This window comes from Chitinophaga sp. YIM B06452 (assembly GCF_039655965.1).
Taxonomy (GTDB): domain Bacteria; phylum Bacteroidota; class Bacteroidia; order Chitinophagales; family Chitinophagaceae; genus Chitinophaga.
Map to the genome: position 1 here is coordinate 1,072,472 of NZ_JAWLKY010000002.1, position 26,625 is coordinate 1,099,096.

The following is a 26,625-nucleotide window of genomic DNA, read 5'->3' on the forward strand; positions in this document are numbered from 1 at the left end:
CATGGTAGCTATTTTACACGCACAGCTGTGGTAAACAGCATGCTTTCGCCGGCTTCCAGGGTTACCAGACCCATGCCATTATTAAAGGCATTGGGGGCGCCGGTCAGGTTTTCGATGGCAATGCTGTTGCGGTGAGGCGGCGTGTATACCTGCAGTACGGGGTAAGACTGTTCAGGATAAAACTCGATCTGCACGCCTTTCACAGGGTCTCTCAGGGTGCAGAGCGGCGCCTGGCGGTTGAAGTCCAGCAGGAAGGAATTATCCAGGTTCACGCCGCTGAGGCTTTTGCTTGTGCTGAAGCCATTGAAAGGAAGCACTTTTCCGGTGGGGATCAGCTTTTCGTCGAATTCCACGATCTCTTTGGACCAGAATTGCAGCTCCAGCTGGTCTACCGGGGTGCCGGTGCTGTAATACGGGTGCCAGCCGTCCATCATAGGGATGGGCGCCGAGTGCTGGTTCAGGATGGCGGTGGTTACCTGCAGCGTTTGATCAGGCAGCAGGCGGTATTGCACCTCACAGCTGTACGGGAAGGGATAACCCGCGTCTGTGCCCGGGTAATGATGTTCCAGGGAGATCTCCGCATAGCTGTCCGTCACTTCCTCTTTGGTGATGGCAAATGCCTGGTCGTACAGCAGGCCGTGGATGGGCGATTTCTGCACGGTATATTCTTTGCCTTGCCAGCTGAAATGCGCGTCTTTGATGCGGCAGGCGAAAGGGCTGAGCTTTACGCTTTTGAAACTGCCGGTAACGCCGGCGTTGAGGTCGCCTATGTTCTTATAACTGTCTATCACATTCAGTTTCCCCTCCCCGAGCGGCACAATGAATGCATGAAGGAGCGCGCCATATGCGGGAATGACCTGCACTTCCGCTCCTGCATCGTCTTTCAGGGCAATAATGGAGAAACCGTTCTCCTCCAGGTGTTCTATGCTAAATCCCATGCTGTCAATTTGCGGTAAAATACAAAATGGCATTAAAAAGTTCAACGAAAAAGGCGCCGCTGTTGCGACGCCCTTTTATTGCTATTGATAATTCCTGTTATTGTTAAATGTACTGGTTGATGATGTTCTCCAGCCATTCCTGCCTGCCGCTGGTCTGCTTCGGTTCGCCATTGGCAACGGCGAAAGCGCGGAGGTCTTCCAGCTGCAGCTTGCCTTCTTCAAAGGCTTTACCCTGGCCACTGTCGAAGGAAGCGTAGCGCTCCGTGCGGAATTTGCGGTAGGGAGATTCTCTCAGCACTTTGTCCGCTACGATAGCTGCGCGGGCAAATGCGTCCATACCGCCGATGTGTGCGTGGAAAATATCTTCCAGGTCGGTGGAGTTGCGGCGCGCTTTTGCGTCGAAGTTCACACCGCCACCTGCAAAGCCGCCGGATTCCAGGATCACGAGCATGGTTTCCACCAGCTCGTTAAGGTTCATGGGGAACTGGTCTGTATCCCAGCCGTTCTGGTAATCGCCGCGGTTCGCGTCTATGCTGCCCAGCATGCCAGCGTCTGCCGCCACCTGCAATTCATGCTGGAAGGTATGGCCTGCCAGGGTAGCATGGTTCACTTCGATGTTCAGTTTAAAATCTTTATCTAGGCCGTATTCGCGCAGGAAGCCGATCACGGTTGCACTGTCGTAGTCGTATTGGTGTTTGGTGGGCTCGCAAGGCTTGGGCTCGATGAAGAACGTGCCTTTGAAACCCTGTTTGCGGGCGTAATCGCGCGCCATGGTGAGGAAGCGGGCCAGGTGGTCCAGCTCTCTTTTCATATTGGTGTTCAGCAGGGTCATGTAACCTTCGCGGCCGCCCCAGAACACATAGTTTTCACCGCCCAGCGCGATCGTTGCGTCCAGCGCATTTTTGACCTGTGTGCCGGCATAGGCCAGCACGGCGAAATCAGGATTGGTGGAGGCGCCGTTCATATAACGGGGGTTGCTGAACACGTTTGCAGTGCCCCAGAGCAGTTTCACGCCGCTGGCTTTCTGTTTCTCTTTTGCGTATTCAACGATCTGCTGCAGATGGCTTTCATATTGTGCAAGACTGCTTCTTTCGTCCACCAGGTCGATGTCGTGGAAACAGTAATAAGGAACGCCCAGTTTGGTGATGAACTCAAATGCAGCATCCATTTTGTCTTTCGCCTGCTGTACGGGATCTGTGGCCGTCAGCCAGGGAAATGCTTTCGTACCCGGACCGAAAGGATCACCGCCGGTGCCGCAGAAGGTGTGCCAGTAGGATACTGCGAAACGGAAAAGTTCTTTAAGAGGTTTGCCGTTGATCACTTTGGTTTCGTCGTACCATTTGTAGGCAAATGGATTGTCCGACTGCGGGCCTTCAAAGCTGATCTTTCCCACGGTCGGGAAGTAGGTCTTGTTTCCTGTAACGATATTCATTGTTCAAAGTTTTATAATATAGAAAGTATCTCGTCAAGGCGGTTCTTCCAGGCAGCGTACGATTCGCCATAAGCCTTGCTGAGGGCAGGTTCCGGCTCAATGGACGCCAGGCATTCCATGCCAATAAATGCTTCGGGGAAGCTGTTGTAAACGCCCGCGCCAATGCCGGCGCCTCTCGCAGCGCCCAAAGCGCCGTCCGTATTGTATAATTCGATCGTAACGCCAACTGTATTGGCAAATGCTTCCCTGAACAGCGGGCTGAGGAACATATTGGCTTTGCCTGCTCTTACGCGGCTGATCTGCAGGCCCATCTGCCGCATGATGTCTACGCCGTAGGTGAGCGCAAACACGATCCCCTCCTGCCCTGCGCGCAGCAGGTGCTGCTGGTGATGAACGCCGAATTCCAGGCCTTCCACTCTCGCGCCGGGCTGGCGGTTTGCCAGGATGCGCTCCGCGCCGTTGCCGAAAGGAAATATCTGCAATCCTTCCGATCCTACCGGCGCTTTGGCAGCGAGCTCATTCATACTCTCGTATGAAAGCCCGCCGGTAATGCCGCGCAGCCAGCTGTTGAGAATGCCGGTACCGTTGAGGCACATCAGCACACCGTTGCGTATATCCGTTTCCGTTTGATTCACGTGCATAAAAGTGTTCACCCTGCTTTCTGCATCGTAGGCCGCAGTGTCGTGAACGGCGTATACCACTCCTGATGTGCCCGCCGTGGTAGCGGCTTCGCCGGGTTGCAGCACGTTCAGCGAAAACGCGTTGTTGGGCTGGTCGCCGGAGCGGTAGGTAACGGGAATGCCTGCACGTAAACCAAGCAGTTCCGCCGCCTTTTCCGTTACGCGCCCCTGTTCGCCGAAAGTGGGCACTATGGGCGACAGCAGGCTGCGGTCTATACCATAATGATCGAGTAAACGTTTTGAAACCTGCTGCTCCGCGAAGTCCCAGAAAATACCTTCAGACAGGCCCGAGAGCGTGGTAGCAGGCTGACCGGTTAGCCGCATGCCGATGAAATCGCCCGGCAGCATGATATGCCTGATGCGGGCGTAGATCCCGGGCTGGTTCAGCTGCACCCATTTCAGTTTGGACGCGGTGAAATTACCGGGAGAATTCAGCAGGTGGGGAAGGGTATAATCGTTGCCCAGTTCCTGCGCGGCTTTGTCGCCGATGGCCACAGCCCGGCTGTCGCACCAGATGATGGACGGCCGCAGTACCTGCTGATTTTCATCCACGCATACAAGACCGTGCATCTGGTAAGCAATGCCAATACCTTTTACCGCGGCAGGATCGAAATCGTATTGCCGGCGAAGCCCGTGGGTAGCTTTGATCACTTCCTGCCACCACATTTCGGGGTCCTGCTCAGCCCAGCCGGAGCGGGGCACATTCATGACCAGCTCCCCGGCAGACCCTGTGGATGCCGCCAGGCACCGGCCTGTTTCAGCATCCAGCAGGGCAGCCTTGATGGAAGAAGATCCTATATCATAACCTATCAGGAACATAATACTATCGTATACGTAGAACTAAAAAATGTTGTTTCGTTTTACCAGAACACCGTGTATAAGGCCGCCAGTATCCCACAGATCAGGATGGCGCCGATGGTAAATGCGGTATCAAGCCTGAACATGGAAGCGTCGATCCTGAGCGCTTTCGGATTGTCTTTGCTGCGCGGGTCTGCCAGGCTAATCACAGCCATCACCGCCACGATGATCAGGAACACCCAGCCCATCCTGTTGATGAAAGGCAATGTGGTGAACTGGAATTTAAGCCATACAGACAAAGGAATCGCCAGCGCAGCGCCTGCCAGTGCGGCATTGGCGGTAGTGCGCTTCCAGAAGAAGCCAAGGATGAATATCGCGAATACGCCGGGAGAAATGAAGCCGGTGTATTCCTGGATGAACTGGAAGCCCTGGTCCAGGCTCTTCAGCGCGGGCGCCACGATCGCTGCAATGATGCAGGAAACGATGATCACGATGCGGCCCACTTTCACCTGGTCCTGTTCGGTAGCATCTTTCTTGAAGAAATGTTTGTAAATATCCAGTGTAAAGATCGTTGCAATACTGTTGGCCTTACCTGCCAGCGAAGCCACAATGGCGGCGGTGAGCGCTGCGAACGACAGGCCTTTGAGGCCGGCGGGCAGCAGGTTCAGCAGGATGGGATAAGCCTGGTCGGGCTTCACTTTTTTCACACCGTCTACCATGCCCTGCATTTCTTCCTGGAACATGCCGTTTCTCCACAGCACGTAAGTTGCGATGCCGGGAAGCACAACGATGATGGGCATGAGGAGCTTGAGGAAACCGGCGAACAGCAGGCCCCTGCGCGCTGTCCGCAGATCGGCGCCCAGTGCGCGTTGCGTGATGTATTGGTTGCAGCCCCAGTAGTTCAGGTTCACGATCCACATGCCGCCGATCAGCACGGCCAGGCCGGGCAGCTCCATGTAGTTCTCATTGCTTTTATCGAATATCATGTGGAAATGCTCCGGTGCTTTCTGCCGCAGCAGGCCCAGGCCTTCCATCATGCCGTTAATGGAATAGGAATCGCCGCCGGTACCCACGTTTTGCGAAACGAGGTTCAGCGCGAGGTAAGTTGTGGCCAGGCCGCCCAGTATCAGGAAGAATACCTGTATCACGTCTGTGAACCCGATCACCTTCATGCCGCCAAGCGTAATGATCACTGCAAATATCGCCAGGCCGATCATACACGCCGTAAAGCTGAAACCGGAGATGGTGGACACCGCGAGCGCGCCAAGGTACAGGATAGACGTGAGGTTTACGAACACGTACAGCAGCAGCCAGAACACGGCCATTACCGTACTTACCCTCGAATCGTACCGTTGCAGCAGGAATTGCGGCATGGTGTAGATCTTGTTCTTCAGGTAAATAGGCAGGAAGAAAATGGCCACTACCAGCAGGGTGGCAGCCGCCATCCATTCATAGGTGCTGATGGCAAGGCCCATTTTAAAACCGGAACCGCTCATGCCGATGAACTGTTCCGCAGAAATGTTAGAAGCGATCAGCGAGGCGCCGATAGCCCACCAGGTAAGGGATCCTTCAGCCAGGAAGAAATCTTTCGTATCGGCGGAGGCTTTCTTTTTGCGGTTATAGATATAATAACCGTAGCCTGCCACGATCACGAAGTAAATGGCAAAAACAAAGTAATCCAGATTCAGAAGCTTATGTTCCATTTTGTATCAGAATAACGTGAAAATTCAATAGCGTGTCAAGATAGCAAACTATTTTTAATTGTTAAATCTACATTTAAAAATATTGGATAAAAAAATCCGGCCCGGGAACAGTCTGTCCCGGGCCGGCTCAATCCATTCACAATCAATTATATGGCTTTAGCTTTCGTGATCCTGAACGCGAACGCATGCTCGCAGGGCGTCTCTTTCACGCTCAGCCTCGGCACGGTCACCTCGATGCCGCCGTTCACCTTTTTAAAGGGCAGGTCCCGCTTCAGGCCCAATAGCTGCACTTTCGTGCCGGCCGCGGGCTGTATGCTCCTGATCAGCAGCTTTCCTTCGGGAAGGATGGGCGCAATGGCATATACAGTATCTTCCTTTGCGGTAAAGAAAAGCTCTTTGCGGGCGTAACCGGGGTCCGGGTCTACGGTCTGCTTGAGCATCACTTCGCCGCTGACGTAGCCGCTATGCGGCGGTTTCCAGTCCTGCCGGCCTGCGGACCATTGCACATGCGTTTTCCAGGCACGGGTGTTGTAAATGGCCTCGCCGTTCACCTCCAGCCATTTGCCGATCTGCAGCAGGCGCTCCTGCATAATGGGCGGTATCTTCCCCTGCGCATCAGGCCCGATATCCAGCAGCAGGTTGCCGCCGCTGCTTACGATGTCCAGCAGCAGGTAGATGAGCGATTGGGCGCTGTTGTAGTCTTCTATATCCTCGTTGCGGTTATAGCCGAATGAAAAGCCCATGCCGCGGCATTCTTCCCAGGGGCGGGCGAATTTGGCGCCTACTTCGTATTCCGTGGTGTAATAACCGCCGTGTTTCTGGCGCATACCTTTGCCCCAGCGGTCGTTCACCGCTATTTTATCTTTTACGGGCGATTCATTGTAAAGCCAGGCAAGGAACTCACGACTTTGCCACAGCGTATCCGACTGCTCCCATTCACCGTCGGGCCAGATGATGTCCGGCTCGTAGCGGTTCACGAGGTCTTTCAGCTGCGGGATCATATGTTCATTCACATATTCCTTGTATTGTTTGTTTTTGTACAGCGGGTTATACCATTCATAAAGCGAATAATAGAAACCCATCTTCACCGGCGTTTTGCGCACGGCGGCGGTAAGATCTCCCAGCAGGTCGCGCTTTGCGCCTGCATCCATCGCGTTCCAGGGGGTATTGAATGCTTTGGTGGCTTCTTTGCTGGGCCAGAGCGCAAACCCGTCGTGGTGTTTGGAGGTGAGCACGATGTATTTCGCGCCGGATCTTTCAAGGAGCTTCGCCCATGCATCAGGATCAAAATCTTCGGCTTTGAACATATCCGCGAACTTGTAGTACGAAAAATCAGCTCCGTATACTTTGGCGTGATGATCGTATACAGCGGTGGGCTTGGGATTGTTGTTGCCGCCTACCCGTTTGGATTGCAGCCAGTACTGGTACCATTCGGCATATACGCCTTTAGGCGCCCATGCAGGAACGGAATACACACCCCAGTGAATAAAGATCCCGAACTTGGCATTCTCGAACCATGCGGGAACCGGCCTGCTGTCCAGCGATTCCCAGGTGGGTTTGTACTGCTGCGCCGCAGCGGTAAATGGCAATAGCAGCCATAACAAACATTTCAGTGGCTTCATATGTTAAACGTGGTTTTATAACAATTGCTCAACGGGCACAATGATCTCTTTCCCTCTTTCAACGGTCAGCGGCAACAGGTGCTGGCGGTATTTCAGCACAAGGTTGCGGCCGGTGGTGGAGCGTACTTTCACGCCGGCAAGCGTACCGTTTTCCCAGGTAATATCCAGCACAAAACCGCCGCGGGCGCAAAGGCCCGTCACTTTACCGGAACTCCATTGCGCAGGCACGGCAGGCAGCAGCTCAACGTAATCGCCATGGCTCTGCAGCAATGCTTCAGCGATACCCGCAGTGCCGCCAAAGTTGCCATCGATCTGGAAAGGAGGATGGTTGTCAAAAAGATTAGGCAAGGTGGATTTTGCGAAAAGCGCCTGCAGGTGACTTCTCACGCTGTCTGCCTGTTTCAGCCGCGCGTAGAAATTGATGATCCATGCACGGCTCCAGCCGGTATGGCCGCCGCCTTTGGCAAGACGGCCGGTGAGCGTGCGCAATGCGCCTTCGTAGAGCGCCGGCGTTTGCTCCGTGATCTGCGTGCCGGGGTGCAGGCCGAATAAGTGAGAGATGTGCCGGTGGCCGGGCTCCACTTCCTGGTATTCCTGCATCCATTCCAGTATGCGGCCGTCCTTGCCGGTCTTGGTGGGGGGCAGCTGCGCGACGATGCCTTCCCAGCGCACGATATCAGCGGAATCCGTTTTGAGCGCTTTAGCGGCTGCAATACATTTGCCGAGGAATTCACGCAGTATCTGGCTGTCCATCGCAGGACCATAAGTTAAACCTGTGGGTTTGCCGGTAACCGGGTGCACGAACTGGTTTTCAGGAGAGCTGCCGGGCGAGGTCACCAGGTATCCTTCCGGGCTCTTCACCAGGTAATCTTCCACGAACTGCGCGTGCTCCTTCATTACGGGGTATGCCTTGTTCTTCAGGAAAGCATAATCGTGCGTAAATGCAAAATGTTCCCAGAAGTGAAGGCACATCCAGCTGGCGGCCATGGGGAAAGTGCCCCATGCCACACCGTTCTGCACGCCGGTTTTCCCGAACGCATCGGTGGCGTGATGCACTACCCAGCCGCGCGCGTTGTACATCTTCTTCGCGGTAATGCGCCCCTGCGGCCGGAGGTAATCTATGAAGTCGAATAAAGGGGTTGTGGTGAAGGAAAGATTCGTCACTTCCGCCGGCCAGTAGTTCATCTGGAGATTGATATTGGTGTGGAAGTCCGCATTCCAGGGCGCGTCGATATGCTGGTTCCAGATACCCTGCAGGTTGGCGGGTAAAACGCCCGGCGCGCGTGAGCTGGATACCAGCAGGTACCTGCCGTACTGGAAGAAAAGACTGACCAGGTGCGGGTCTTCAATGCCTTCCCTGGTTCTTTTCAAACGTTCGTCTGTCGGTATATCATCCGCATGTTCGCCGTTGATGCGGAGGCTGACTCTTTCCATGATTGGCCTCAAATCCTGGATGTGGCGGGCGGAGATAGATGCATAACTTTTTACAGCAGCGGCCTGCAGCAGCTTTTTACATTTGTTGAGCGCGGAAACTGCATTCTCGAAATCCTGTCTGGTATGATTGTAATTCGTTGCGCCCTGGATGTAGAGCGTTACAGCGTTCGCGTTCTTCACCTGTATTTCCTGGCCGGCTGTGGTTTTGCTGCCGCCGCTATTGACTACCTGCAATATCCCGGCGAACTTCATATGCAGGCCTTCGGGGCCGCGGTCTTCCCTGCCGTTCCTGTCGTTGATCTGGCCGCTGAGCACCAGTTGATTGCCCGCAGCCGTCACTTTGCAATCGGTGAAGCGGGAAGCGGTGTCCCTGGTATCAGGCCTGTCTATGCTGAACACAGCGTTGATGGAACCAGGTTTCGATGCGCTGATATGCACCGCGATCACGTTGTCCGGCGCGGAAGCGAGCACTTCCTGTTTGTATTCCACGCCGTTCACTTTGAAGGTGGTGGCAGCGATGCCGGTTTCCAGGTTCAGGCTGCGTTTATAATCGTCGTATGCGGTGAAACCGTAATCTATATAAACATTCATCAACGTCTGGTGGGAGCGGAAAGCCCGGGCGGTCTTGCTTGAATTTTCCGCATCCACCGCTAGGAAGTTGGCCTGCGCGATCACGAGCGCTTCCTGGTTCTTGCCTTCAAAAAGGAGCTGGCGGATGGTATCCAGCACTTTATACGCATTGGGATTGGCATCATTGAACTTGACGCCCGCCCAGACACTTTCTTCGTTCACCTGGAGTATTTCCTTTTGGGGGCGGCCATACACCATGGCGCCCATCCGGCCGTTGCCTACGGGGAGGGCCTCTTCCCACCTGCCGGCAGGCTGCCTGTACCACAGTTGCATAGATTGCTGTGCCATGGCGGCATTGGAGAGGAGTAACAGGAGTAGGAGGAACTGTTTCATAACTGTAAACGATATAGGATAATAAATATAATAACCGGGGAGCTGGCTTACAAGAAGCCCGTTAATTAAATACCACTATTTGCTATTATAAGCTAGTCCTGCATCATGGCAGCGAGCGTTCTGCCCACTTCGGAGCCTATGGCTACGCCCATGCCGCCCATGCGTACTGCCAGCCAGATGCGCGCCGAATGCGCCTGCACAATGGGCTGTTTGGTTTTGCCGAAGGCCATAATGCCCGCCCAACGGTCTTCTATGGTAAACTTGTGATGGGGAAGGATGATGGTGCTGAGTTTCGTCTCAAGATCGTCCTGTATGCGCCTGTTCAGTTCAAATGCTGTGGTGGTTTCACCTGCAAAGTCAAGATTGCGGCCGCCGCCGAAGAGTACGCGGCCATTCAGCTCACGGAAATAATAATATCCCTGGTCGAAATGATAAATGCCTTTAAAAGGCAGGTTTTTAACGGGCGCGGTAATCAGCACCTGGCCGCGGCCCGGCGTTACATCCAGTTCCGGGAGCAGGCCTTTTGCAAATGCGTTGGTGCAGATGGCGATGCGTGCGGTGAAGAAGGTCAGTTCATCGTTCACCGTTACTTCCACGCCGTTTGCCGTCTCTTCGAAGTGTGTAACGTTGCAGCCTGTTTTTATTTCGATGCCGCGTTCGATGGCTACGTCTATCAGCGTGCGCATCATTTTGCCGGTATGCAGCTCGCCTTCGTAATTATTCTGCACGAGGTGTTTGGTAACGATCCCTTTTGCGGCGATCTGGTGGTCTGCCATTGAAAAGGCCGGGCCGGGCAGGATATCGAACAGCAACTCATTGATTCTCTCAAGCTGTTCGAGGGCCGGGGCTTCCGCTTCGCTGATGAGTTCGAAACTGCCATTTTCGCGGTATTCCATGCGGTCGTCGCCAATGCGGCTGCGGAGGAGCTGGAGGCCTTTCCTGCGCATTTGCACGAGGGCCACTACGTCTTTGGCGGGCATATGCTGCAGATCGTCCAGTATTTCCGTGAGGCTGCCGATGCAGGCGAAGCCTGCATTGCGGGTGGAGGCGCCGGTGGGGAGGAGGCCTTTTTCGAGTACGAGGATGCGCTGCCTGGGAAAACGTTCTTTAAGGCTGATAGCTGTGGAAAGCCCGACGATGCCGCTCCCGAGGAGGATGCAGTCGTAATGGAGCAGGCTTTGTTTTTCCCAGTAGCTGAGCATGATGCGAATGTATTGAAAATCCGGGATATTTTTGGATCGAAAAAGTGTAAAGCGTAACTTTACGCTTTACACTTTTTCTTTTCGAAATATTCTCTTCGAAATAGTGAAAAATGTTACCGAATAATGGGGAAATTTCCAGCTTGTTGCACGGAAAAATTTCCCTTCGAAATACTGAGAAATGCTATCGAAAAGCGGAGATATTCTCAGGGTTTTTATCCCCCCTTTTTACATCGTTTTTGGCTCTTTATAAGAGTAAAATAAAAGCGATGATAAAAAGTTTTAAAAGCAAAGCATTGAAGTTATTCTGGGAGGATGGTGATCCCAGTAAATTGCCTGCAGAGCGTATCAAGAGAATTAAAAGAATGTTGCAAAGCATAGAACATGCACGGGTCATTCCTGATGATCTTAAAAGGGAGATAAGCTTTGAAATACATGCATTAAAAGGTTCTCTTAAAGGCTATTGGAGCCTGGTTGTTAATGGAAACTATAGAATAATTTTTGCATTTGTCGACGGACATGCATACGATCTGGATTATTTAGATTATCACTAATTAAAAACGAAAACATGGAGCGCAAAATGAAATTTGAACATCCAGGTATCATCTTTAAAGAAGATGTACTGGATTACCTGGGACTTAGCATCACTGATGCAGCAGAGATGTTGCAGGTTACACGTACTGCACTCTCCAACGTAGCCAACGGGAAAGCGGATATTTCTGTTGATATGAGCATACGCATGTCCATTGTATTCGGCGGTACTGCTGAGTGGTGGCAACGCATGCAGACAGGCTACAATCTCCAGGAAGCAGTCCCCCGCATCGCCAAGCTCAAGCTCAAACGCTACAAACCGAAATTAAAAAAGTCCCTGCCCGTCAAAGAAAAAACGAGCAGGGACCGTAAAGTAAAAGTTGCACAAGCCTAGTTCACCAGCGGCTTCAACCCGCGAACACCCATATCCACCACCGCCTCTCCTTCCAGCGGGTCATATTTGCCATTGCTGTTCAGGTCTTTCCATTCAAAGCTTTTATTGACAGACAACGAAACAGTGATCACAATATCCTCCTTCTCCTGCCCCGTGATCTGTAAAGCACTGTTGAAGGGCCCCGTCACCACGCAGGAACCCGCCGGTATCGGCGAAGTGACCGCGATCGGGTTAGGCACCGTAGTAGCGCCCGCCGGCGCCTGGCCGCTTACCACGCTGTATTTCGTTTCCAGCGCCCAATATCCCTGCTTCCGGTTCGCATTCACCGTGAGCGTACTGTCTTTGATCTTATAACTGCCGATATAGCTGTTAAACCCGATGAAAGAGGCCACAGACCCCGTCCACTCCTGGCCCAGGGCGTTGAACCGGATATCGTAGTTCTGGTAAGCCAGCGATACACGCAGGTATTCATATTTCCCGGCCGGCACATCCTTCAGCGGCACTTCGTAAAATACTTCCCCGTCCGCCGCCAGCTTCGCACTGGCAAAGTCTATCGCCATCTCCCCGCCTTTATTGGTCTCCTGGTGCCTGTACAGCACTGCTCCCTTGCCCAGGGCCGTAAACGCATTCGGCGCCAGCTCCAGGTAATGAGAGCTCATAGCCCTGAAAACCGGGCTCTGCGCGGCATTCCCGGCAGGCACCGATACCGGCTGGCCCAGGTTGCCCAGGCGCTCCTGGTTCGGATCGAACTTGTACTTGAAAACGAGTTTGGGGCCGTCCGCGCCGGCAGATTGCTCCTTTTTGGAACAGGCGGAACAGAGTGCAAGCGCCGCTAAGCACCCCGACAGCAGCAGGTTTTTCGACATAGACCGGATTTTGGATATTAATAACGCCGGCAACTTACAAAATATTGGGATACAAAAGAGAAAAGCCCCGTCCAAACCGGGCGGAGCTTTCGCACTTATATAGTTCATTTGGCATTACACCAGGTAGCCGAAAAGATTATCGTCTTTATTCAGCTCGGTGTAATGGACGTTGTATTTCGTCATATTGGTCAGCAGCACATCATAATCTTCCCTGTTCTTCAACTCAATTCCCACCAGTGCAGGACCGGTTTCTTTGTTATGTTTCTGGATGAATTCAAAGCGGGTGATATCGTCGTTAGGCCCCAGCACATGGTTCACAAATTCCTTCAAAGCGCCCGGCCGCTGGGCAAAGCGCACGATGAAGTAATGTTTCAGCCCTTCGTACAGCAGCGACCGCTCTTTGATCTCCTGCATGCGGTCTATGTCGTTGTTGCTGCCGCTCACTACGCATACCACCTTCTTCCCTTTGATCTCGTCAGCGAAATCTTCCAGGGCAGCGATAGACAGTGCGCCGGCGGGTTCCACCACGATCGCATCTTCGTTGTACAACTTCAGGATCGTGGAGCAAACGCGCCCTTCCGGCACCAGGCTCATCTTATCAAGCACGTCTTTGCAGATGCGGAAGGTCAGCTCCCCTACTCTTTTCACTGCCGCGCCGTCAACAAACCTGTCTATTTCAGGAAGGGTCACAGGGCTGCCGTTTTCCAGCGCTTTCAGCATGGAGGGCGCTCCTTCCGGCTCAAGGCCGATGATCTTCGTTTTGGGGCTGTATGTGCGGAAATAAGCTCCAGTTCCGGAAGCCAGCCCGCCGCCCCCGACGGGCACGAAGAGGAAATCCACTTCCGGCTGTTCTTCGAGTATCTCTAATCCCACGGTACCCTGCCCTTCGATGATCTTCAGATCGTCGAACGGCGGGATGAAGGTCATGCGCTGCTCACGGGTAAAGGCCTGCGCTTCGGCGGAGCAATCGTCGAACGTATCGCCGACGAGCCGTATCCCGATGTTGTCGCCGCCGAACATTTTGACTTGATTAACTTTTTGTTTGGGTGTAATGATGGGCATGAACACCACGCCTTTCACTTTCAGCAGGCGGCAGCTGTAGGCAAAGCCCTGCGCATGGTTGCCCGCGCTGGCGCAGGTAACGCCGTTGGCCAGCTGACGGGGCGTAAGGCTGCTCATGAGATTGTAGGCGCCGCGCAGTTTGTAGGAACGTACCACCTGCATGTCCTCTCTTTTGAGATATACATCGCACTGGTATCTGCGGGAAAGGTTGGCGCTGTAGGTTAAAGGGGTGCGTATCACTACGGACCGCAGCCTTTCGGCTGCTTCTTTTATCTGGTTGGTATCGATGGTTGGAAGAACTTCAGACATTTTGAATGGAATTAAAAAATAAAAAAGAAAAGTACCGGGACATGTATCGGCTTCAAATCGAACACACTCCTCCGCAACCGTTGCCAATATCCATCCTGGTACTTTTCATATTTTATTTTTTATAGCTTATTATTTGCCGGGGCGGAGCTTTCTTACTGCCGCGCCTGCCTGCCACATTTCGCTGTTGCGCAGCTCTTCCAGCTCAGCGTTCAGCTTGGGGCGGTAGTCTGCCTGACCGTTCAGGTCGATGGAGCGCTGTGCTTCTTTGCCGGTAGCAACGGAAGCGTACAGCTCGTCGAAAACGGGCTGGGTAGCGTCTTTGAATTTCTTCCACCAGTCCAGCGCACCGCGTTGGGCAGTGGTGGAGCAGTTGGCGTACATCCAGTCCATACCGTTCTCTGCTACCAGCGGCATCAGGGATTGGGTCAGTTCTTCAACGGTTTCGTTGAATGCTTCTGAGGGAGAGTGGCCGTTATTGCGCAGCGTTTGGTACTGTGCAGCAAAAATGCCCTGGATAGCGCCCATCAGGGTACCGCGTTCGCCGGTGAGGTCGGAGTATACTTCTTTTTTGAAATCAGTTTCGAACAGGTAGCCGGAACCCACGCCGATACCCAGTGCGATCACACGCTCACGTGCTTTGCCGGTAGCGTCCTGGAAGATGGCGAAGCTGGAGTTCAGCCCCTGGCCGGCCAGGAACAGCCTGCGGAGAGAGGTACCGGAGCCTTTGGGAGCCACCAGGATCACGTCTACATCTGCAGGAGGAATGATATTGGTCTTTTCTTTGAAAGTGATGCCGAAACCATGTGAGAAATACAGGGCTTTACCTTTGGTGAGGAAAGGTTTCAGTGTAGGCCACAGCTGGATCTGGCCGGCGTCAGACAGCAGGTACTGAATGATGGTGCCTTTCTGGGCAGCTTCTTCGATCTCGAACAGCGTCTGGCCGGGAACCCAACCGTCTGCCACGGCTTTATCCCAGGTTTTGGAATCTTTACGCTGACCGATGATCACGTTGAAACCGTTGTCTTTCAGGTTCAGCGCCTGGCCGGGGCCCTGCACGCCGTAACCGATGATCGCGATGGTTTCATTTTTCAGTACTTCCCTTGCCTTTTCCATGGGGAATTCTTCTCTGGTTACTACGTCTTCCAGTACTCCGCCAAAATTGATCGTTGCCATGTTTTAATAGTGTTTTTTAAAAAGTTTTAAGTTCTAGGTTATTGCATTCTTCTGCCGCATCAGTCTTTCAGGCTGTCTGCCTCAATGAGGGACAGGTCTTTGAGATGTTCGTGGAAACGGCGGCTCCATTTCACGATCGCTACGCGGCCGCTTTTGGAATATTCTATGAGGCCGTATGGTTCCAGTTTCTGGAGCATGGCAATCAGCTCCTGCTGGTGGCCTGTTTTTTCGATTACAAAGTAATCAGGCGTAATGGTGAGGATGCGCGCGTTGTTGTCCCGGATGATCTTCTCAATGTCGCCATTGTGAAGACTTTTGGTGGATATTTTATACAACGCCAGCTCCTGGTACACCACTTCATCTTCGTCGTGCACAAATGCACGGTGCACTTCGATGAGTTTTTCGATCTGGCCTACTACTTTTTCCAGCCTGTCGCGCGTAGACATCACGGTGATGATGAATTTGTACACACCGGTTATTTCTGTTTCGGCGGTGGTAAGACTGGTGATATTGATGCCACGGCGCGTGAAGATTACAGAGATGCGGTTGGTGATCCCTACCCTGTCTTCAGTGTATACCGTAACTGTATATTCCTTTTGCATGTTGTGTCTGATTAATGGTGATGAACTGCTACTCGAGGCGGATGGATGAGATCGGCGCGCCGGCCGGTACCATCGGGAATACGTTGTCTTCCTGTTCCACCACTACTTCCAGCAGGTAAGCGCCTTTGGTGTCCAGCATTTCTTTGACTGCGCCTTCCAGGTCCGCGCGTTCGGTCACCTTGCGGCCCGGCACGTAAAATCCTTTTGCGATCTGCACGAAATCGGGATTGATCATCACGGTGGAGGAATAACGTTTGTCGAAGAACAGTTGCTGCCACTGGCGTACCATGCCGAGGAAATTATTGTTCAGTATCACGATCTTCACGCCTATTTCAGACTGGTAAATGGTGCCGAGCTCCTGGAGCGTCATCTGGAAGCAGCCGTCGCCGATAATGGCTACCACTTCCCGCTCCGGCGCGCCCACTTTGGCGCCCATGGCCGCAGGCAGCGCGAAGCCCATGGTGCCCATGCCGCCGCTGGTGATATTGGTGTTCGGATCTTCGAAGCGGTAATAACGCGAAGCGATCATCTGGTGCTGGCCTACATCCGTTACGAGTATGGCCTTTCCTTTGGTCTGCTCTGAAATGATGCGGATCACTTCCGCCATTTTGATCTGGCCCTCGGTGGGGTGCAGCTCACGGTGGCGTACTTTTTCATCTTCTTTTTTATCGGCGTCCTTGAACAGCTGCAGCCATTCAGGGTGTTTCGCTTCTTTGAGGAGCGGCAGCAATGCAGCCAGCGCTTCTTTTGCGTCTGCATGTACGGCTACATCGGCAGGGATGATCTTGTTGATCTCCGCTTTATCGATCTCGATGTGGATCACTTTCGCCTGGCGGGCAAATTCGTTCACATCGCCGGTAATGCGGTCGTCGAAGCGCATGCCCACGGCGATGAGCACATCGCATTCGTTGGTGTTGATGTTCGGCCCGTAATTGCCGTGCATGCCGGTGTAACCCACATAACAGGGATGGTTTACGGGAACCGCTGAAAGACCCAGCAGCGTGGAGGCGATCGCGATGTCGGCCTTTTCGGCTACGGCGAGCAGTTCTTTTTCAGCGCCGGAGATCAGTACGCCATGGCCGCAGAGGATGTATGGGCGTTTCGCACTGTTGATCAGTTCTGCGGCGGCTTTCACCTGCTCCATGTTCAGCACGGGGTGCGGGTGGTAGCTGCGGATGCTTTCGCAGGCTTTGTACTGGAAGTCCAGCTTGCCAAACTGCGCGTTCTTGGTGATATCTACCAGCACGGCGCCGGGGCGGCCGCTGCGGGCAATGTAGAATGCTTTGGCAATGGCGCCGGGTATATCTTCAGGCCTGGTGACCTGTATGTTCCATTTGGTGATGGGAGTGGTGATGCCGATCACGTCTGTTTCCTGGAAGGCGTCTGTACCCAGCAATGCAGCGGCCACCTGGCCGGTGATGCATACCATGGGGGTAGAGTCCATCTGTGCGTCTGCAAGGCCGGTCACCAGGTTGGTGGCGCCGGGGCCTGAGGTGGCGAACACCACGCCTACCCTGCCGTTGGCGCGGGCATAACCTTGTGCTGCGTGTGTAGCGCCTTGTTCGTGGCGCACCAGGATATGATGAACCTGGTCCTGGAAATCGTAGAGTGCATCGTAAATAGGCATGATAGCCCCACCGGGGTAACCAAAAATGGTGTCCACGCCTTCCGCAATCAGTGACCGGATCACTGCTTCCGCGCCGGTGATGATCTCGGGGGTAGCGGCGGCCCGCTTGTCAGACTCATCAGTCTTCATCGGTAACACATCCTTCTGTTGCATTTTTAACTTGTTTTGCGTATTTGAATAATATCCCGTTCGTTGCTTTCAGAGCCGGTCTTTTCCATGCTGCTTTTCTTTGTGCCAGCTCTTCAGGCGTCAGGTTAACCTTGATGATATTGTTAACGGCATCCAGTTCTATCACATCATCATCTTTCACCAGTGCAATGGTACCGCCTTCGTAAGCCTCCGGTACGATATGCCCTACCACGAAGCCGTGGGTGCCGCCGGAGAAACGCCCGTCTGTGATCAGGGCTACGCTTTTACCCAGGCCAACGCCCATAATGGCGGAAGTGGGTTTCAGCATCTCAGGCATGCCGGGGCCGCCTTTGGGGCCTACGTAGCGAATGACGACGACGTCTCCCGCCTTCACCTTGCCGGATTGTATGCCTGCGATCAGTTCAAATTCACCGTCGAAAACACGGGCAGGACCAACGAACTTTTCGCCTTCCTTACCGGTGATCTTCGCCACGGAGCCCTGCTCTGCAAGGTTTCCGTACAGTATCTGGATGTGGCCGGTGGTTTTGAGCGGCTTTTCCAGCGGGTATATAATGTCTTGTTTTGTAAAGTCGATGTCGGGCACGGATTCCAGGTTTTCCGCCAGGGTCTTGCCTGTAACGGTAAGACAGTTTCCGTGGAGCCTGCCTTGTTTCAGCAGGTATTTCATCACCAGGGGAACGCCTCCTATGTTGTGGAGGTCTTCCATCAGGTATTTGCCGCTGGGCTTCAGGTCTGCCAGCAGCGGCGTGGCATCGCTCAGGCGCTGGAAATCGGCCATGGTGATATTCACCCCTACAGATTTCGCGATGGCGATGAAATGCAGCACTGCATTGGTGCTGCCGCCGAGGGCCATGATCACGACGATGGCATTTTCGAATGCTTCGCGCGTCATGATGTCTTTCGGCTTGATATCTTTTTCCAGCAGCAGGCGGATATATTTGCCGGCTGCCAGGCATTCTTCCAGTTTGTCTTTGCTGATGGCGGGATTAGAAGAGCTGTATGGCAGGCTCATACCCAGCGCTTCGATAGCGGAGCTCATGGTGTTGGCCGTGTACATCCCGCCGCAGGCGCCTGCCCCGGGGCAGGAGTTCTGCACGATGCCTTTGAAGTCGCCTTCGTTGAGGTTACCGGCTATTTTCTGGCCGAGCGCTTCAAATGCGGATATGATGTTGAGGTCTTGTCCTTTGTATTTTCCGGGCGCGATCGTTCCGCCGTACACCATGATGGCAGGGCGGTTCAGGCGGCCCATGGCGATCAGGGAGCCGGGCATGTTCTTATCGCAGCCGGGCACGGTGATCACGGCGTCGTAATAAAGCGCGCCGCAAACGGTTTCAATGGAGTCTGCAATCAGGTCGCGGCTTACGAGGGAATAACGCATACCGTCGGTACCGTTGCTGATACCGTCACTCACGCCGATGGTATTGAAAATAAGACCCACCAGGTCATTGGCCCATACGCCTTTTTTCACTTCCTTCGCGAGGTCGTTCAGGTGCATGTTGCAGGTATTGCCATCGTAGCCCATGCTTACGATGCCCACCTGTGCTTTCTTCAGGTCTTCCTCCGTCAGTCCTATCCCGTACAGCATGGCCTGTGCGGCGGGCTGTGTAGGGTCTTGCGTAATCGTCTTGCTGTATTTGTTCAACTCCATAATAAAAGGTCGTTAATACCGGGTCACGGCTATCTGAATTTCTAATTATCGTACAAGTTATTCCCGGTGCGGCTGATATTCAAACCAATAATCCGGCTGTTCCCGGTCTTCAAAAGGTGGCCTTGGTGGCCAAAATCCGCTGTGGGTGTGAGTTAGAAAGAAAAGCGTTTACGCCATTCAACGGGCTGCAGCACGCTTTTTTTAAGGAATTCCCCCTCCCGGTTGCAACGGCGGAAGGGGGAGCTTCCGGTATGGATCAGGCAGGAATTGCCTCGCGTTTGAATTCTTTTTCCAGCACTTTGGCTTTGTAAGCCTGCTGGATGACCTTGCCGAGGGATTGGGCCCAGGGTTTGGAGAAGCCCTGGCCATCGAGGCTGTCCCATCCGATCACTTCGGCTGCGGTACCGCAATAGAACACCGCTTCAGCCTGTTTCAGCTCTTCTACGGTAATTTGTTTTTCCACCAGGGGAATACCCAGCTCGCCGCAGATCTCGATAACAGTGGCGCGGGTAATGCCAGGCAGGATGTTGCCGGTGGCTGGCGTGTAGATGGTGCCTTCTTTTTCGTAGAACAGGTTGGCGCCGGGGCCTTCCGCTACGAAACCATTGATATCCAGCAGCAAAGCTTCGTCGTACCCTTTCTCTTTCGCCTCTTGCGAAGCCAGGATGGAGTTCACATACAGGCCGGCCGCTTTGGATTCGATCTTGAACGCTTTCGGATTCGGGCGCTGGTAAGAGGAAACGCATACACGGAGCAGTTTCTCACCCAGGTAAGCACCCCAGTCCCATGCGCAGATCAGCAGGTGGGTATCTGAAGCGGCCTTCAGGGTCATGTTCGGCGGGCAGAACACCAGCGGGCGGATGTATGCTTCCTCCAGGTTGTTCAGCTCCAGCACTTTATAGCAAGCGGCGATCAGCTCGTCGTTGTTGTACTTGTAAGGTATATGTATCAGCTCGCAGGAGCGCTTGAAGCGGTCGAAGTGCTCCTTGGGTTTGAAGATTTTCACTTCACCACTGGCGGTCTTATAAGCGCGGATGCCTTCAAATACTGCGTATCCATAGTGAAGCGACTGACCGTACAGGTCGATTTTGGCTTCTGTGGCTTTCATATAAGCCCCATCAAAGTAAAGAATCGTGTTTTCGTTGTAATAGCTATACATATAATTGGAATTTGCACATAAAAAAAGCCTTCCTGGTGGAGGAAGGCGTTTATTTTGAGTTGTTATTATACACGCGTTTTATCCTCCAATCGGCTGGCGGGTAATAATGACAACGACGATCACGACGAGCGTAATAGCCCAATTGAGCTGCGGCACGATGTGACTGATCTTGTTATTGTCTTTGTTTACCCACATGGAGGTGCTGTTGATTTTTTATTATCACTACAAATGTATTGGTGATTAAAATAAAAAACAATACAGGCGGGAAAGTTTTGAGAAAAATCAACCCATTAAGGGATTTTTTAAAATATCGAAAAAAGAAGTCTTCTGATTGAAAAATATTCAAAAAACAACAATTTCACCCTACTCCTGTCAAACGCAAAAGACCTCCCGGGGGAGGCCTTTTGACTATTTTTTTGGTGTAATGCCTCAGTTCTTCAGGCAGCTGTCTATCACCGCCTGCAGCGCAGCTTCCTTCTCCATGAGCTTTTCCAGCAGTGTGAGCTGGTTTTTTGCCCGGTTGAAGTTGTGCTCCGGGTATTTGACCGGGTAATATACATCCCCGTTCAGGTAATCCGTCAGGAAGCGGATGCCCTGCATGTAGATCATGAACTTGCCGGCGTAGAACAGGTGCGCCTTTTCAGTAGCTGAAAGGGTGCCGCCCACTTCGGAAAGATAACCTTTCATGAGCGCTTCGAAATACTCCTCGCGCACATGGATCTGCGAAAAGTCGCGCTCTTCCTCCGATACCGGGCATACGTAGGTACGCACCATATCGCCGAGGTCGGAAATGATCTTGCCGGGCATCAGCGTATCGAGGTCGCACACGCAAATGCCTTCGTAGCTGCCTTTGCGCAGCAATACGTTGTTGATCTTGGTATCGTGGTGCATGAGGCGGTCGCTGAATTCCGGGTTGGTCTTCAGCGCTTCGAAGGTGATGGCAATGTCGCTGTGGCGCAGGAACTGCTCTACCAGCTCTTCCGCAAACTGCTTCCGGTCTTCCTTCGCCTGGCGTATCGCCTCCTGGAAGGAAGCGTAACGCAGGGTCAGGTTATGGAAGTTGGGAATGCTGGCTTTGAAGTCGTGCAGGTCTATGCCGTGAAACATCCTGGCCATGAGCCCGAACTGCCGGGCCGCTTCGAATGCCTGTTTGGGCGTATCCGCCTGGTCTACCGAAGTGGAATCCGGTATGAAGGGGATCATGCGCCAGTACTCATCATTAAAATGAAAGAGCTCATCCCCCGTGGTGGTAGGGATGGGAGTAATAAAGAGGTAGCTTGGGTGTCTCTCGGCCAGGAAATCGGCCGCCAGCCTTTGGTTCCGGGCTATTACCCCCGGTTCTTTGAATACGTAGGTGTTGATCTTCTGGAGGATGTATTTTTCACCGCTCTGGCCACCTAATAAGAACGTGTTGTTGATGTGGCCGCTCCCGAATTTCTGTACGCTAAAGCTGGCAGGCTCCAATCCGAAGGCTCGGAGGATGTCTGTATTCACCATTATGTCATTATTTCCAGAGATTGTCCGGATATTCTCCGCTTTGGACCAGGGCTGACAGGCTGGCCTGTACGCCGGGCGCGTCTTCTTTGTAAGTTACGCCGAACCATTGGCTGCTGGTGGGTATCACTTTCACGGACCCCATACCTGCGGCGATGAATTGGTCTACTACGATGGGTATAAAAAATTCGGATTTGGGATTGCTGATGTTCTGCTCGAGGAACTGGCTGAAAAGCTTTTCACTGATCGGGAACACGGAAGGCGCAAAGCCCCAGAAGTTCATGGAAACGGGGGTTTTAGGGCCCAGTTCCACTTTTACGTCCCCGTCTTCGTAAGCGATCTTGCCGTCTTCCACGGTGATCTTGGTGCGCTCGGTGATGCCGGAGAGGTTGCCGTTGCTCACTTCGCATACGCCGCGGCTTACGGAGCCGTAGTCGCTCACGGTCTTGCCCAGCTCGTAGCCTACCACGCTGTACTTGTCATCCGCACATTCATTCTTCAGGAAGGCAGCCATTTTCTCAAATGCGTCCCGGCCATAGAAATCGTCTGCGTTGATCACCGCGAAAGGCTCATTGATAGCGCCTTTGGCGCATAATACGGCATGCGCGGTGCCCCAGGGTTTGGTACGGTCTGCCGGGATGTCAAATCCGTCTGTAAACGCATTCATGTTCTGGAAAACATATGCTGTCTCTACTTTCCCTTTCAGCTTTGGCTCAAATATCTCTTTGAACTCTTCGGCAAAATTCTCGCGAATGATAAACACGATCTTGCCAAAACCCGCGCGGATAGCGTCATAGATAGAATAATCAATGATCGTTTCTCCACTGGGGCCAAACTGCTGGATTTGCTTTAAACTTCCGTAACGGCTGGCCATACCGGCTGCCAGGATCAATAATGTCGGTTGCATTTTTTGATATTAGTTTATAAATTTCACCCGGTTTTATATCGGGGGCTAAAATTAAACATAAATTTTTCCCAATCCGGGTAAATCTTAAATTTTAAGAGATGTGCCAAATTTAGGGGGAAATTAAACTTTACCAGCTACTTAAACCAGTAAAAGAAATGCCCCGGGGAACGGTAATTTCTTTATTTTTATTTTTTCGATCCAACGTACGCCCCAATAGCCCGGCTACCAGAGTATGATAAGCGCCAGCCGGCATTTAACGTAATTTAATCTTAGTTCAAAACAAAAAAAAGCAGATGAAAAGAATCGTAGTGGCGGGAGCCATGGCATTGCATTGTATGATACCGGCGAAAGCGCAGCAGAAAACCAGCCCCGAAGAGATCAGGTCCAAAATGCAATGGTTTGCAGACGCCAAGCTGGGCATTTTTATCCACTGGGGCATTTATTCCGTGAAAGGAGTGGATGAAAGCTGGAGCTTTCATAATAAAAAGATCAGTCACGCAGACTATATGGCCCAGCTTAAAGGCTTTACTGCAGACAAATACGACCCGCAGGCCTGGGCGGACCTCATCAGCGAATCCGGCGCCCGCTACGCCGTGATCACCACCAAACACCACGATGGCGTTGCCCTCTGGGATACCAAATTCAACAAACTCAGCACCGCCAAAAGCACCCCGGCCAAAAGGGATGTGCTCGCCCCTTTCTTTAACGCATTACGCAAAAATAATATCAAGGCAGGGGCTTATTTCAGCCTGCTGGACTGGACCTCGCCCGATTACCCCGGTTTCCTGAAAGACAGCAGCCGCTACAAGATCAGCGAGCAGCCGCAGCGCTGGGCCAGATTCCAGGCCTTTTACCAGGGGCAGATGGCCGAAGTGATGAAACAGTTCAACCCCGACCTCTGGTGGTTTGACGGTGACTGGGAACGCAGCGCCGACGAATGGCAGGCGGTTAAAGTGCGCAAGATGCTGACGGACTTCAATCCCAATGCCATCATCAACGGCAGGCTCACGGGTTATGGCGATTACGAGACGCCCGAGCAGAACTTTCCCGTGGAGCGCCCGCACTACAACTGGTGGGAGCTTTGCATGACCATCAACAACAACTGGGGCTGGCAGCCGCAGGACACCAACTGGAAAACCCCTTACGAGATCATCACCATCTTCGCAGACGCCATCAGCAACGGCGGCAATATGCTGCTGGACATTGGCCCGAAGGCAGACGGCACCATCCCGCCCGAGCAGGTGAACGTGTTGAAAGAGCTGGGAAAATGGAATAAAAAACATGAAAAAGCTATCTTCAGCACCATCGGCGGCATCCCGCAGGGGCATTTTTACGGGCCTACCACCCTCAGTAAAGACAGCACCAGCCTCTATCTTTTCCTGCCCGGCAAAGTAAGCGGCAACATCATGCTGAAAGGGCTCGACAACAAGATACAGGACATCACCGTGGTAGGCAACGGCGCGAAGCTGCAGCACAAAATCGTGGGGAAAATATCCTGGAGCCCCGTACCGGGGCTGGTTTACATCACTGTGCCCGCCAATGTGCAGGATGAATACATGACGGTACTGGAACTGAAACTTGACAAGCCTGTGAAGCTCTACCGGGGCAAAGGCGGGCTGAACGGCTAACGGAAACGCATATACTATCAGATCATTCATATGAAAAAAACGCTCCTATTTATTTCAATGGCGCTGGCTTCCATTGCGGGCTTTGCGCAGGTAAAAGTATCGCGGCCGGGCATTATTCCCGAACCGCAGTCGGTAGAACCGGCGGAAGGTCATGTGGCCATCAATGCGCGCATGAAATATTTCAGCAACAGCGAAAGCGCCGAACGCGCGGCTGCATTGTTCAACACATTCCTGGAAGCCAACTACAAGATCCGTCTCGAAAAAGGCACCATGCAGAACAGCACGCTCATTTTCTCGGACGATGACATGCTGCCCGCGGAAGGTTACCAGCTCACCGCCGCACGCAATAAAATTGTGCTGCAGGGCCACGAAGCCGGTTTGTTTTACGGCGTGCAAACGCTGCAGCAGCTGGTAGGCCAGGCCAAACAGCTCATTTATGTTCCGGCCGTTACCATCAAAGACGCGCCCCGCTTCGCTTACCGCGGCCTCATGCTCGATGTGGGCAGGCACTTCTTTTCCGTGGCTTACATCAGGCAGTTCATAGACGTGATGGCGCATTACAAGCTCAACCGCTTCCACTGGCACCTTACCGAAGACCAGGGCTGGCGCATCGAGATCAAAAAATACCCGAAGCTGCAAAGCGTGGCTTCCAACCGGAAAGAGACCATGATGGGCCCTTACCGCGACGGCAAATATGACGGCAAGCCTTACGGCGGTTTTTATACGCAGGAAGAAGTAAAAGACGTGGTGAAATATGCCGCGGAACGGTTCATCACCGTAGTGCCGGAGATTGAAATGCCCGGTCATGCGCAGGCCGCGCTGGCGGCGTATCCCAACCTGGGCTGTACCGGCGGGCCTTATGAAGTGTCCACCAAATGGGGCGTTCACAAAGAAGTGTATTGCGCCGGCAACGATTCCGTATATGCGTTCCTGGAAGATGTGCTCGCGGAAGTGATGCCGCTTTTTCCCGGGCAGTACGTACATATCGGGGGAGACGAATGCCCGAAGGACCGCTGGAAAGAATGCCCCAAATGCCAGGCCCGCATGAAGGCGCTGGGCCTGAAAGACGAACATGAATTGCAGAGTTATTTCATCCAGCGCATGGAAAAATTCCTGAACAGCAAAGGCAAAAAGATCATTGGCTGGGACGAGATACTCGAAGGCGGCCTTGCGCCGGACGCCACCGTGATGAGCTGGCGCGGCGAAGCCGGCGGCATTGCAGCCGCGAAGCAAAAGCATGATGTGATCATGACGCCGAACACCTATCTCTACCTCGATTATCACCAGGGCAACCCGGCCACCGAGCCGCTGGCCATCGGCGGATACCTGCCGCTGGAGAAAGTCTACAGCTACGAGCCTTATCCCTCCTCGCTGAGCGCGGAAGAACAAAAGTATATCAAAGGCGTGCAGGGCAACGTGTGGACGGAATACATTCCCGATGCAAAAGGCGTGGATTATTTCACCTATCCGCGTGCGCTGGCGCTGGCTGAAATAGCCTGGAGCCCGGCTTCCAAAAAAGACTACGCATCGTTTACCCGCAGGCTGCGGGGCGCTTTGCAGGACCTTGACAAACGAGGGGTCAGCTTCCGCATACCGGAAGTTGCAGGAGCGGAAGACCTTGTACTGTCCGGCCCGCAGACCACCGTCACCCTGCAGCCCTTACCCGGCGCGTCCATTTTTTATACGCTGGATGGCACACAGCCTTCGCCCAACGGCAAAGCTTATACAGGGCCCTTCACCATATCGCTCGCGCAAAACGAGAGCGCTACGCTGAAATACATCGTGGTATTGCCTTCCGGCCGCAGCAGCGCCGTATATTCCAACACTTATACCCGCAGGCCCTACAAAAGTGCGCAACCCGTGAATCCCACGCGCAAAGGCGTACAGTTTTCCGTATATAATAAAACCTTTACACAGGCTAAACAAACCGGGGGAACGGCAGACAGCACCGGCACGCTGCCTGATTTTTCCATCCGCCCCTTCATGCACCGCGATCAATACGGCGTAAGCTATGAAGGATATATCCGGATCGATGAAACGGGGCTGTATGAGCTCAAGACCAATTCAGACGATGGATCGGTATTGACGATAGACGGTGAAGTGATCGCGGACAACGACGGGGAGCACGGCGCGGTGGAAAAAACCGGCATGGTGCCGCTCCTGAAAGGATTTCACAAGATCCGTGTGCAATACTTCAATGCGGGGGGCGCACAGCAATTGCAGGTAAGCTTTGGCCTGAAAGGCAAACAAAGCATTAACTTGCGGAATGCGCTTTTCCACTGAGGATATATTACAACCTTTCCATA

The 26,625-nt window shown here is 53.2% G+C and carries 20 protein-coding genes; 4 read left to right on the forward strand and 16 right to left on the reverse strand.

Annotated elements, in window-relative coordinates; genetic code table 11:
* Positions 1-8: 8 nt before the first annotated feature.
* The 7 genes from R3I13_RS14115 to R3I13_RS14145 form a co-directional block, all read right to left on the reverse strand.
* A complete protein-coding gene (locus R3I13_RS14115) occupies positions 9-938 on the reverse strand; it encodes an aldose 1-epimerase (RefSeq protein ID WP_346318607.1) in 930 nt (309 codons plus the stop codon).
* A gap of 103 nt (positions 939-1,041) precedes the next feature.
* Positions 1,042-2,370, reverse strand: coding sequence for a xylose isomerase (xylA, locus tag R3I13_RS14120; RefSeq protein ID WP_346318608.1), 1,329 nt, complete (start codon positions 2,368-2,370; stop codon positions 1,042-1,044).
* Positions 2,371-2,381: 11 nt separating this feature from the next.
* A complete protein-coding gene (locus R3I13_RS14125; protein ID WP_346318609.1) occupies positions 2,382-3,869 on the reverse strand; it encodes an FGGY family carbohydrate kinase in 1,488 nt (495 codons plus the stop codon).
* A 41-nt stretch (positions 3,870-3,910) separates the two neighbouring features.
* Positions 3,911-5,551 carry a sodium/sugar symporter gene (locus tag R3I13_RS14130; protein ID WP_346318610.1) on the reverse strand — a complete coding sequence of 547 codons (1,641 nt, stop codon included), beginning with the start codon at positions 5,549-5,551 and terminating at the stop codon, positions 3,911-3,913.
* Between the two features lie 146 nt (positions 5,552-5,697).
* Complete coding sequence (locus tag R3I13_RS14135) at positions 5,698-7,173, reverse strand: alpha-L-fucosidase (protein ID WP_346318611.1); 1,476 nt, start codon at positions 7,171-7,173, stop codon at positions 5,698-5,700.
* A gap of 15 nt (positions 7,174-7,188) precedes the next feature.
* Positions 7,189-9,570, reverse strand: coding sequence for a glycoside hydrolase family 95 protein (locus R3I13_RS14140; protein WP_346318612.1), 2,382 nt, complete (start codon positions 9,568-9,570; stop codon positions 7,189-7,191).
* A gap of 92 nt (positions 9,571-9,662) precedes the next feature.
* On the reverse strand, positions 9,663-10,772 hold the full coding sequence (locus R3I13_RS14145; protein WP_346318613.1) for an FAD-dependent oxidoreductase: 1,110 nt from the start codon (positions 10,770-10,772) through the stop codon (positions 9,663-9,665).
* 110 nt (positions 10,773-10,882) lie between these two features.
* Between R3I13_RS14145 and R3I13_RS14150 the strand changes: the two genes are divergently transcribed.
* Both R3I13_RS14150 and R3I13_RS14155 read left to right on the forward strand, forming a co-directional pair.
* Positions 10,883-11,323 carry a type II toxin-antitoxin system RelE/ParE family toxin gene (locus R3I13_RS14150; RefSeq protein WP_346318614.1) on the forward strand — a complete coding sequence of 147 codons (441 nt, stop codon included), beginning with the start codon at positions 10,883-10,885 and terminating at the stop codon, positions 11,321-11,323.
* A gap of 26 nt (positions 11,324-11,349) precedes the next feature.
* The gene (locus tag R3I13_RS14155; RefSeq protein ID WP_346318615.1) at positions 11,350-11,694 is read left to right on the forward strand and encodes a HigA family addiction module antitoxin; all 345 of its coding nucleotides are present in this window, start codon (positions 11,350-11,352) and stop codon (positions 11,692-11,694) included.
* On the opposite strand, the gene R3I13_RS14160 is transcribed toward R3I13_RS14155, so the two are convergent.
* The 9 genes from R3I13_RS14160 to R3I13_RS14200 form a co-directional block, all read right to left on the reverse strand.
* Positions 11,691-12,560 (reverse strand): hypothetical protein, encoded by an 870-nt coding sequence (locus R3I13_RS14160; RefSeq protein ID WP_346318616.1) that lies wholly within the window; start codon positions 12,558-12,560, stop codon positions 11,691-11,693. The two genes, R3I13_RS14155 and R3I13_RS14160, sit on opposite strands and share 4 nt — an antisense overlap.
* A 114-nt stretch (positions 12,561-12,674) precedes the next feature.
* A complete protein-coding gene (gene ilvA / locus R3I13_RS14165) occupies positions 12,675-13,931 on the reverse strand; it encodes a threonine ammonia-lyase IlvA (protein ID WP_346318617.1) in 1,257 nt (418 codons plus the stop codon).
* Between the two features lie 129 nt (positions 13,932-14,060).
* The gene (ilvC, locus tag R3I13_RS14170; RefSeq protein WP_346318618.1) at positions 14,061-15,104 is read right to left on the reverse strand and encodes a ketol-acid reductoisomerase; all 1,044 of its coding nucleotides are present in this window, start codon (positions 15,102-15,104) and stop codon (positions 14,061-14,063) included.
* A gap of 59 nt (positions 15,105-15,163) precedes the next feature.
* Positions 15,164-15,706, reverse strand: a complete 543-nt coding sequence (gene ilvN, locus R3I13_RS14175; protein WP_346318619.1) for an acetolactate synthase small subunit — start codon at positions 15,704-15,706, stop codon at positions 15,164-15,166.
* Positions 15,707-15,734: 28 nt separating this feature from the next.
* Positions 15,735-17,486, reverse strand: coding sequence for a biosynthetic-type acetolactate synthase large subunit (gene ilvB, locus R3I13_RS14180; protein ID WP_346318620.1), 1,752 nt, complete (start codon positions 17,484-17,486; stop codon positions 15,735-15,737).
* Positions 17,452-19,131 carry a dihydroxy-acid dehydratase gene (gene ilvD, locus R3I13_RS14185; protein WP_346318621.1) on the reverse strand — a complete coding sequence of 560 codons (1,680 nt, stop codon included), beginning with the start codon at positions 19,129-19,131 and terminating at the stop codon, positions 17,452-17,454. Before ilvD ends, ilvB begins: the two co-directional genes overlap by 35 nt.
* Before the next feature lie 256 nt (positions 19,132-19,387).
* Positions 19,388-20,290 carry a branched-chain amino acid transaminase gene (locus tag R3I13_RS14190; RefSeq protein WP_346318622.1) on the reverse strand — a complete coding sequence of 301 codons (903 nt, stop codon included), beginning with the start codon at positions 20,288-20,290 and terminating at the stop codon, positions 19,388-19,390.
* Positions 20,291-20,719: 429 nt separating this feature from the next.
* Positions 20,720-21,787, reverse strand: coding sequence for an aminoglycoside phosphotransferase family protein (locus R3I13_RS14195; RefSeq protein ID WP_346318623.1), 1,068 nt, complete (start codon positions 21,785-21,787; stop codon positions 20,720-20,722).
* A gap of 7 nt (positions 21,788-21,794) precedes the next feature.
* Positions 21,795-22,691 (reverse strand): sugar phosphate nucleotidyltransferase, encoded by an 897-nt coding sequence (locus tag R3I13_RS14200; protein ID WP_346318624.1) that lies wholly within the window; start codon positions 22,689-22,691, stop codon positions 21,795-21,797.
* 293 nt (positions 22,692-22,984) lie between these two features.
* Here R3I13_RS14200 and R3I13_RS14205 point away from each other — a divergent pair, with 293 nt between their 5' ends.
* The gene (locus R3I13_RS14205) at positions 22,985-24,319 is read left to right on the forward strand and encodes an alpha-L-fucosidase (RefSeq protein ID WP_346318625.1); all 1,335 of its coding nucleotides are present in this window, start codon (positions 22,985-22,987) and stop codon (positions 24,317-24,319) included.
* Between the two features lie 30 nt (positions 24,320-24,349).
* A complete protein-coding gene (locus R3I13_RS14210) occupies positions 24,350-26,602 on the forward strand; it encodes a family 20 glycosylhydrolase (protein WP_346318626.1) in 2,253 nt (750 codons plus the stop codon).
* Positions 26,603-26,625: the final 23 nt, after the last annotated feature.

Coding starts and splice junctions, on each gene's coding strand:
- R3I13_RS14130 (WP_346318610.1), bottom strand. CDS start 5,551: ATGGAACATAAGCTTCTGAATCTGGATTACTTTGTTTTTGCCATTTAC.
- R3I13_RS14190 (WP_346318622.1), bottom strand. CDS start 20,290: ATGTATAGCTATTACAACGAAAACACGATTCTTTACTTTGATGGGGCT.
- ilvA (WP_346318617.1), bottom strand. CDS start 13,931: ATGTCTGAAGTTCTTCCAACCATCGATACCAACCAGATAAAAGAAGCA.
- R3I13_RS14140 (WP_346318612.1), bottom strand. CDS start 9,570: ATGAAACAGTTCCTCCTACTCCTGTTACTCCTCTCCAATGCCGCCATG.
- R3I13_RS14195 (WP_346318623.1), bottom strand. CDS start 21,787: ATGGTGAATACAGACATCCTCCGAGCCTTCGGATTGGAGCCTGCCAGC.
- R3I13_RS14160 (WP_346318616.1), bottom strand. CDS start 12,560: ATGTCGAAAAACCTGCTGCTGTCGGGGTGCTTAGCGGCGCTTGCACTC.
- R3I13_RS14205 (WP_346318625.1), top strand. CDS start 22,985: ATGAAAAGAATCGTAGTGGCGGGAGCCATGGCATTGCATTGTATGATA.
- R3I13_RS14155 (WP_346318615.1), top strand. CDS start 11,350: ATGAAATTTGAACATCCAGGTATCATCTTTAAAGAAGATGTACTGGAT.
- R3I13_RS14150 (WP_346318614.1), top strand. CDS start 10,883: ATGTTACCGAATAATGGGGAAATTTCCAGCTTGTTGCACGGAAAAATT.
- ilvB (WP_346318620.1), bottom strand. CDS start 17,486: ATGCAACAGAAGGATGTGTTACCGATGAAGACTGATGAGTCTGACAAG.
- R3I13_RS14135 (WP_346318611.1), bottom strand. CDS start 7,173: ATGAAGCCACTGAAATGTTTGTTATGGCTGCTATTGCCATTTACCGCT.
- R3I13_RS14200 (WP_346318624.1), bottom strand. CDS start 22,691: ATGCAACCGACATTATTGATCCTGGCAGCCGGTATGGCCAGCCGTTAC.
- R3I13_RS14145 (WP_346318613.1), bottom strand. CDS start 10,772: ATGCTCAGCTACTGGGAAAAACAAAGCCTGCTCCATTACGACTGCATC.
- R3I13_RS14115 (WP_346318607.1), bottom strand. CDS start 938: ATGGGATTTAGCATAGAACACCTGGAGGAGAACGGTTTCTCCATTATT.
- ilvC (WP_346318618.1), bottom strand. CDS start 15,104: ATGGCAACGATCAATTTTGGCGGAGTACTGGAAGACGTAGTAACCAGA.
- xylA (WP_346318608.1), bottom strand. CDS start 2,370: ATGAATATCGTTACAGGAAACAAGACCTACTTCCCGACCGTGGGAAAG.
- R3I13_RS14210 (WP_346318626.1), top strand. CDS start 24,350: ATGAAAAAAACGCTCCTATTTATTTCAATGGCGCTGGCTTCCATTGCG.
- R3I13_RS14125 (WP_346318609.1), bottom strand. CDS start 3,869: ATGTTCCTGATAGGTTATGATATAGGATCTTCTTCCATCAAGGCTGCC.
- ilvD (WP_346318621.1), bottom strand. CDS start 19,131: ATGGAGTTGAACAAATACAGCAAGACGATTACGCAAGACCCTACACAG.
- ilvN (WP_346318619.1), bottom strand. CDS start 15,706: ATGCAAAAGGAATATACAGTTACGGTATACACTGAAGACAGGGTAGGG.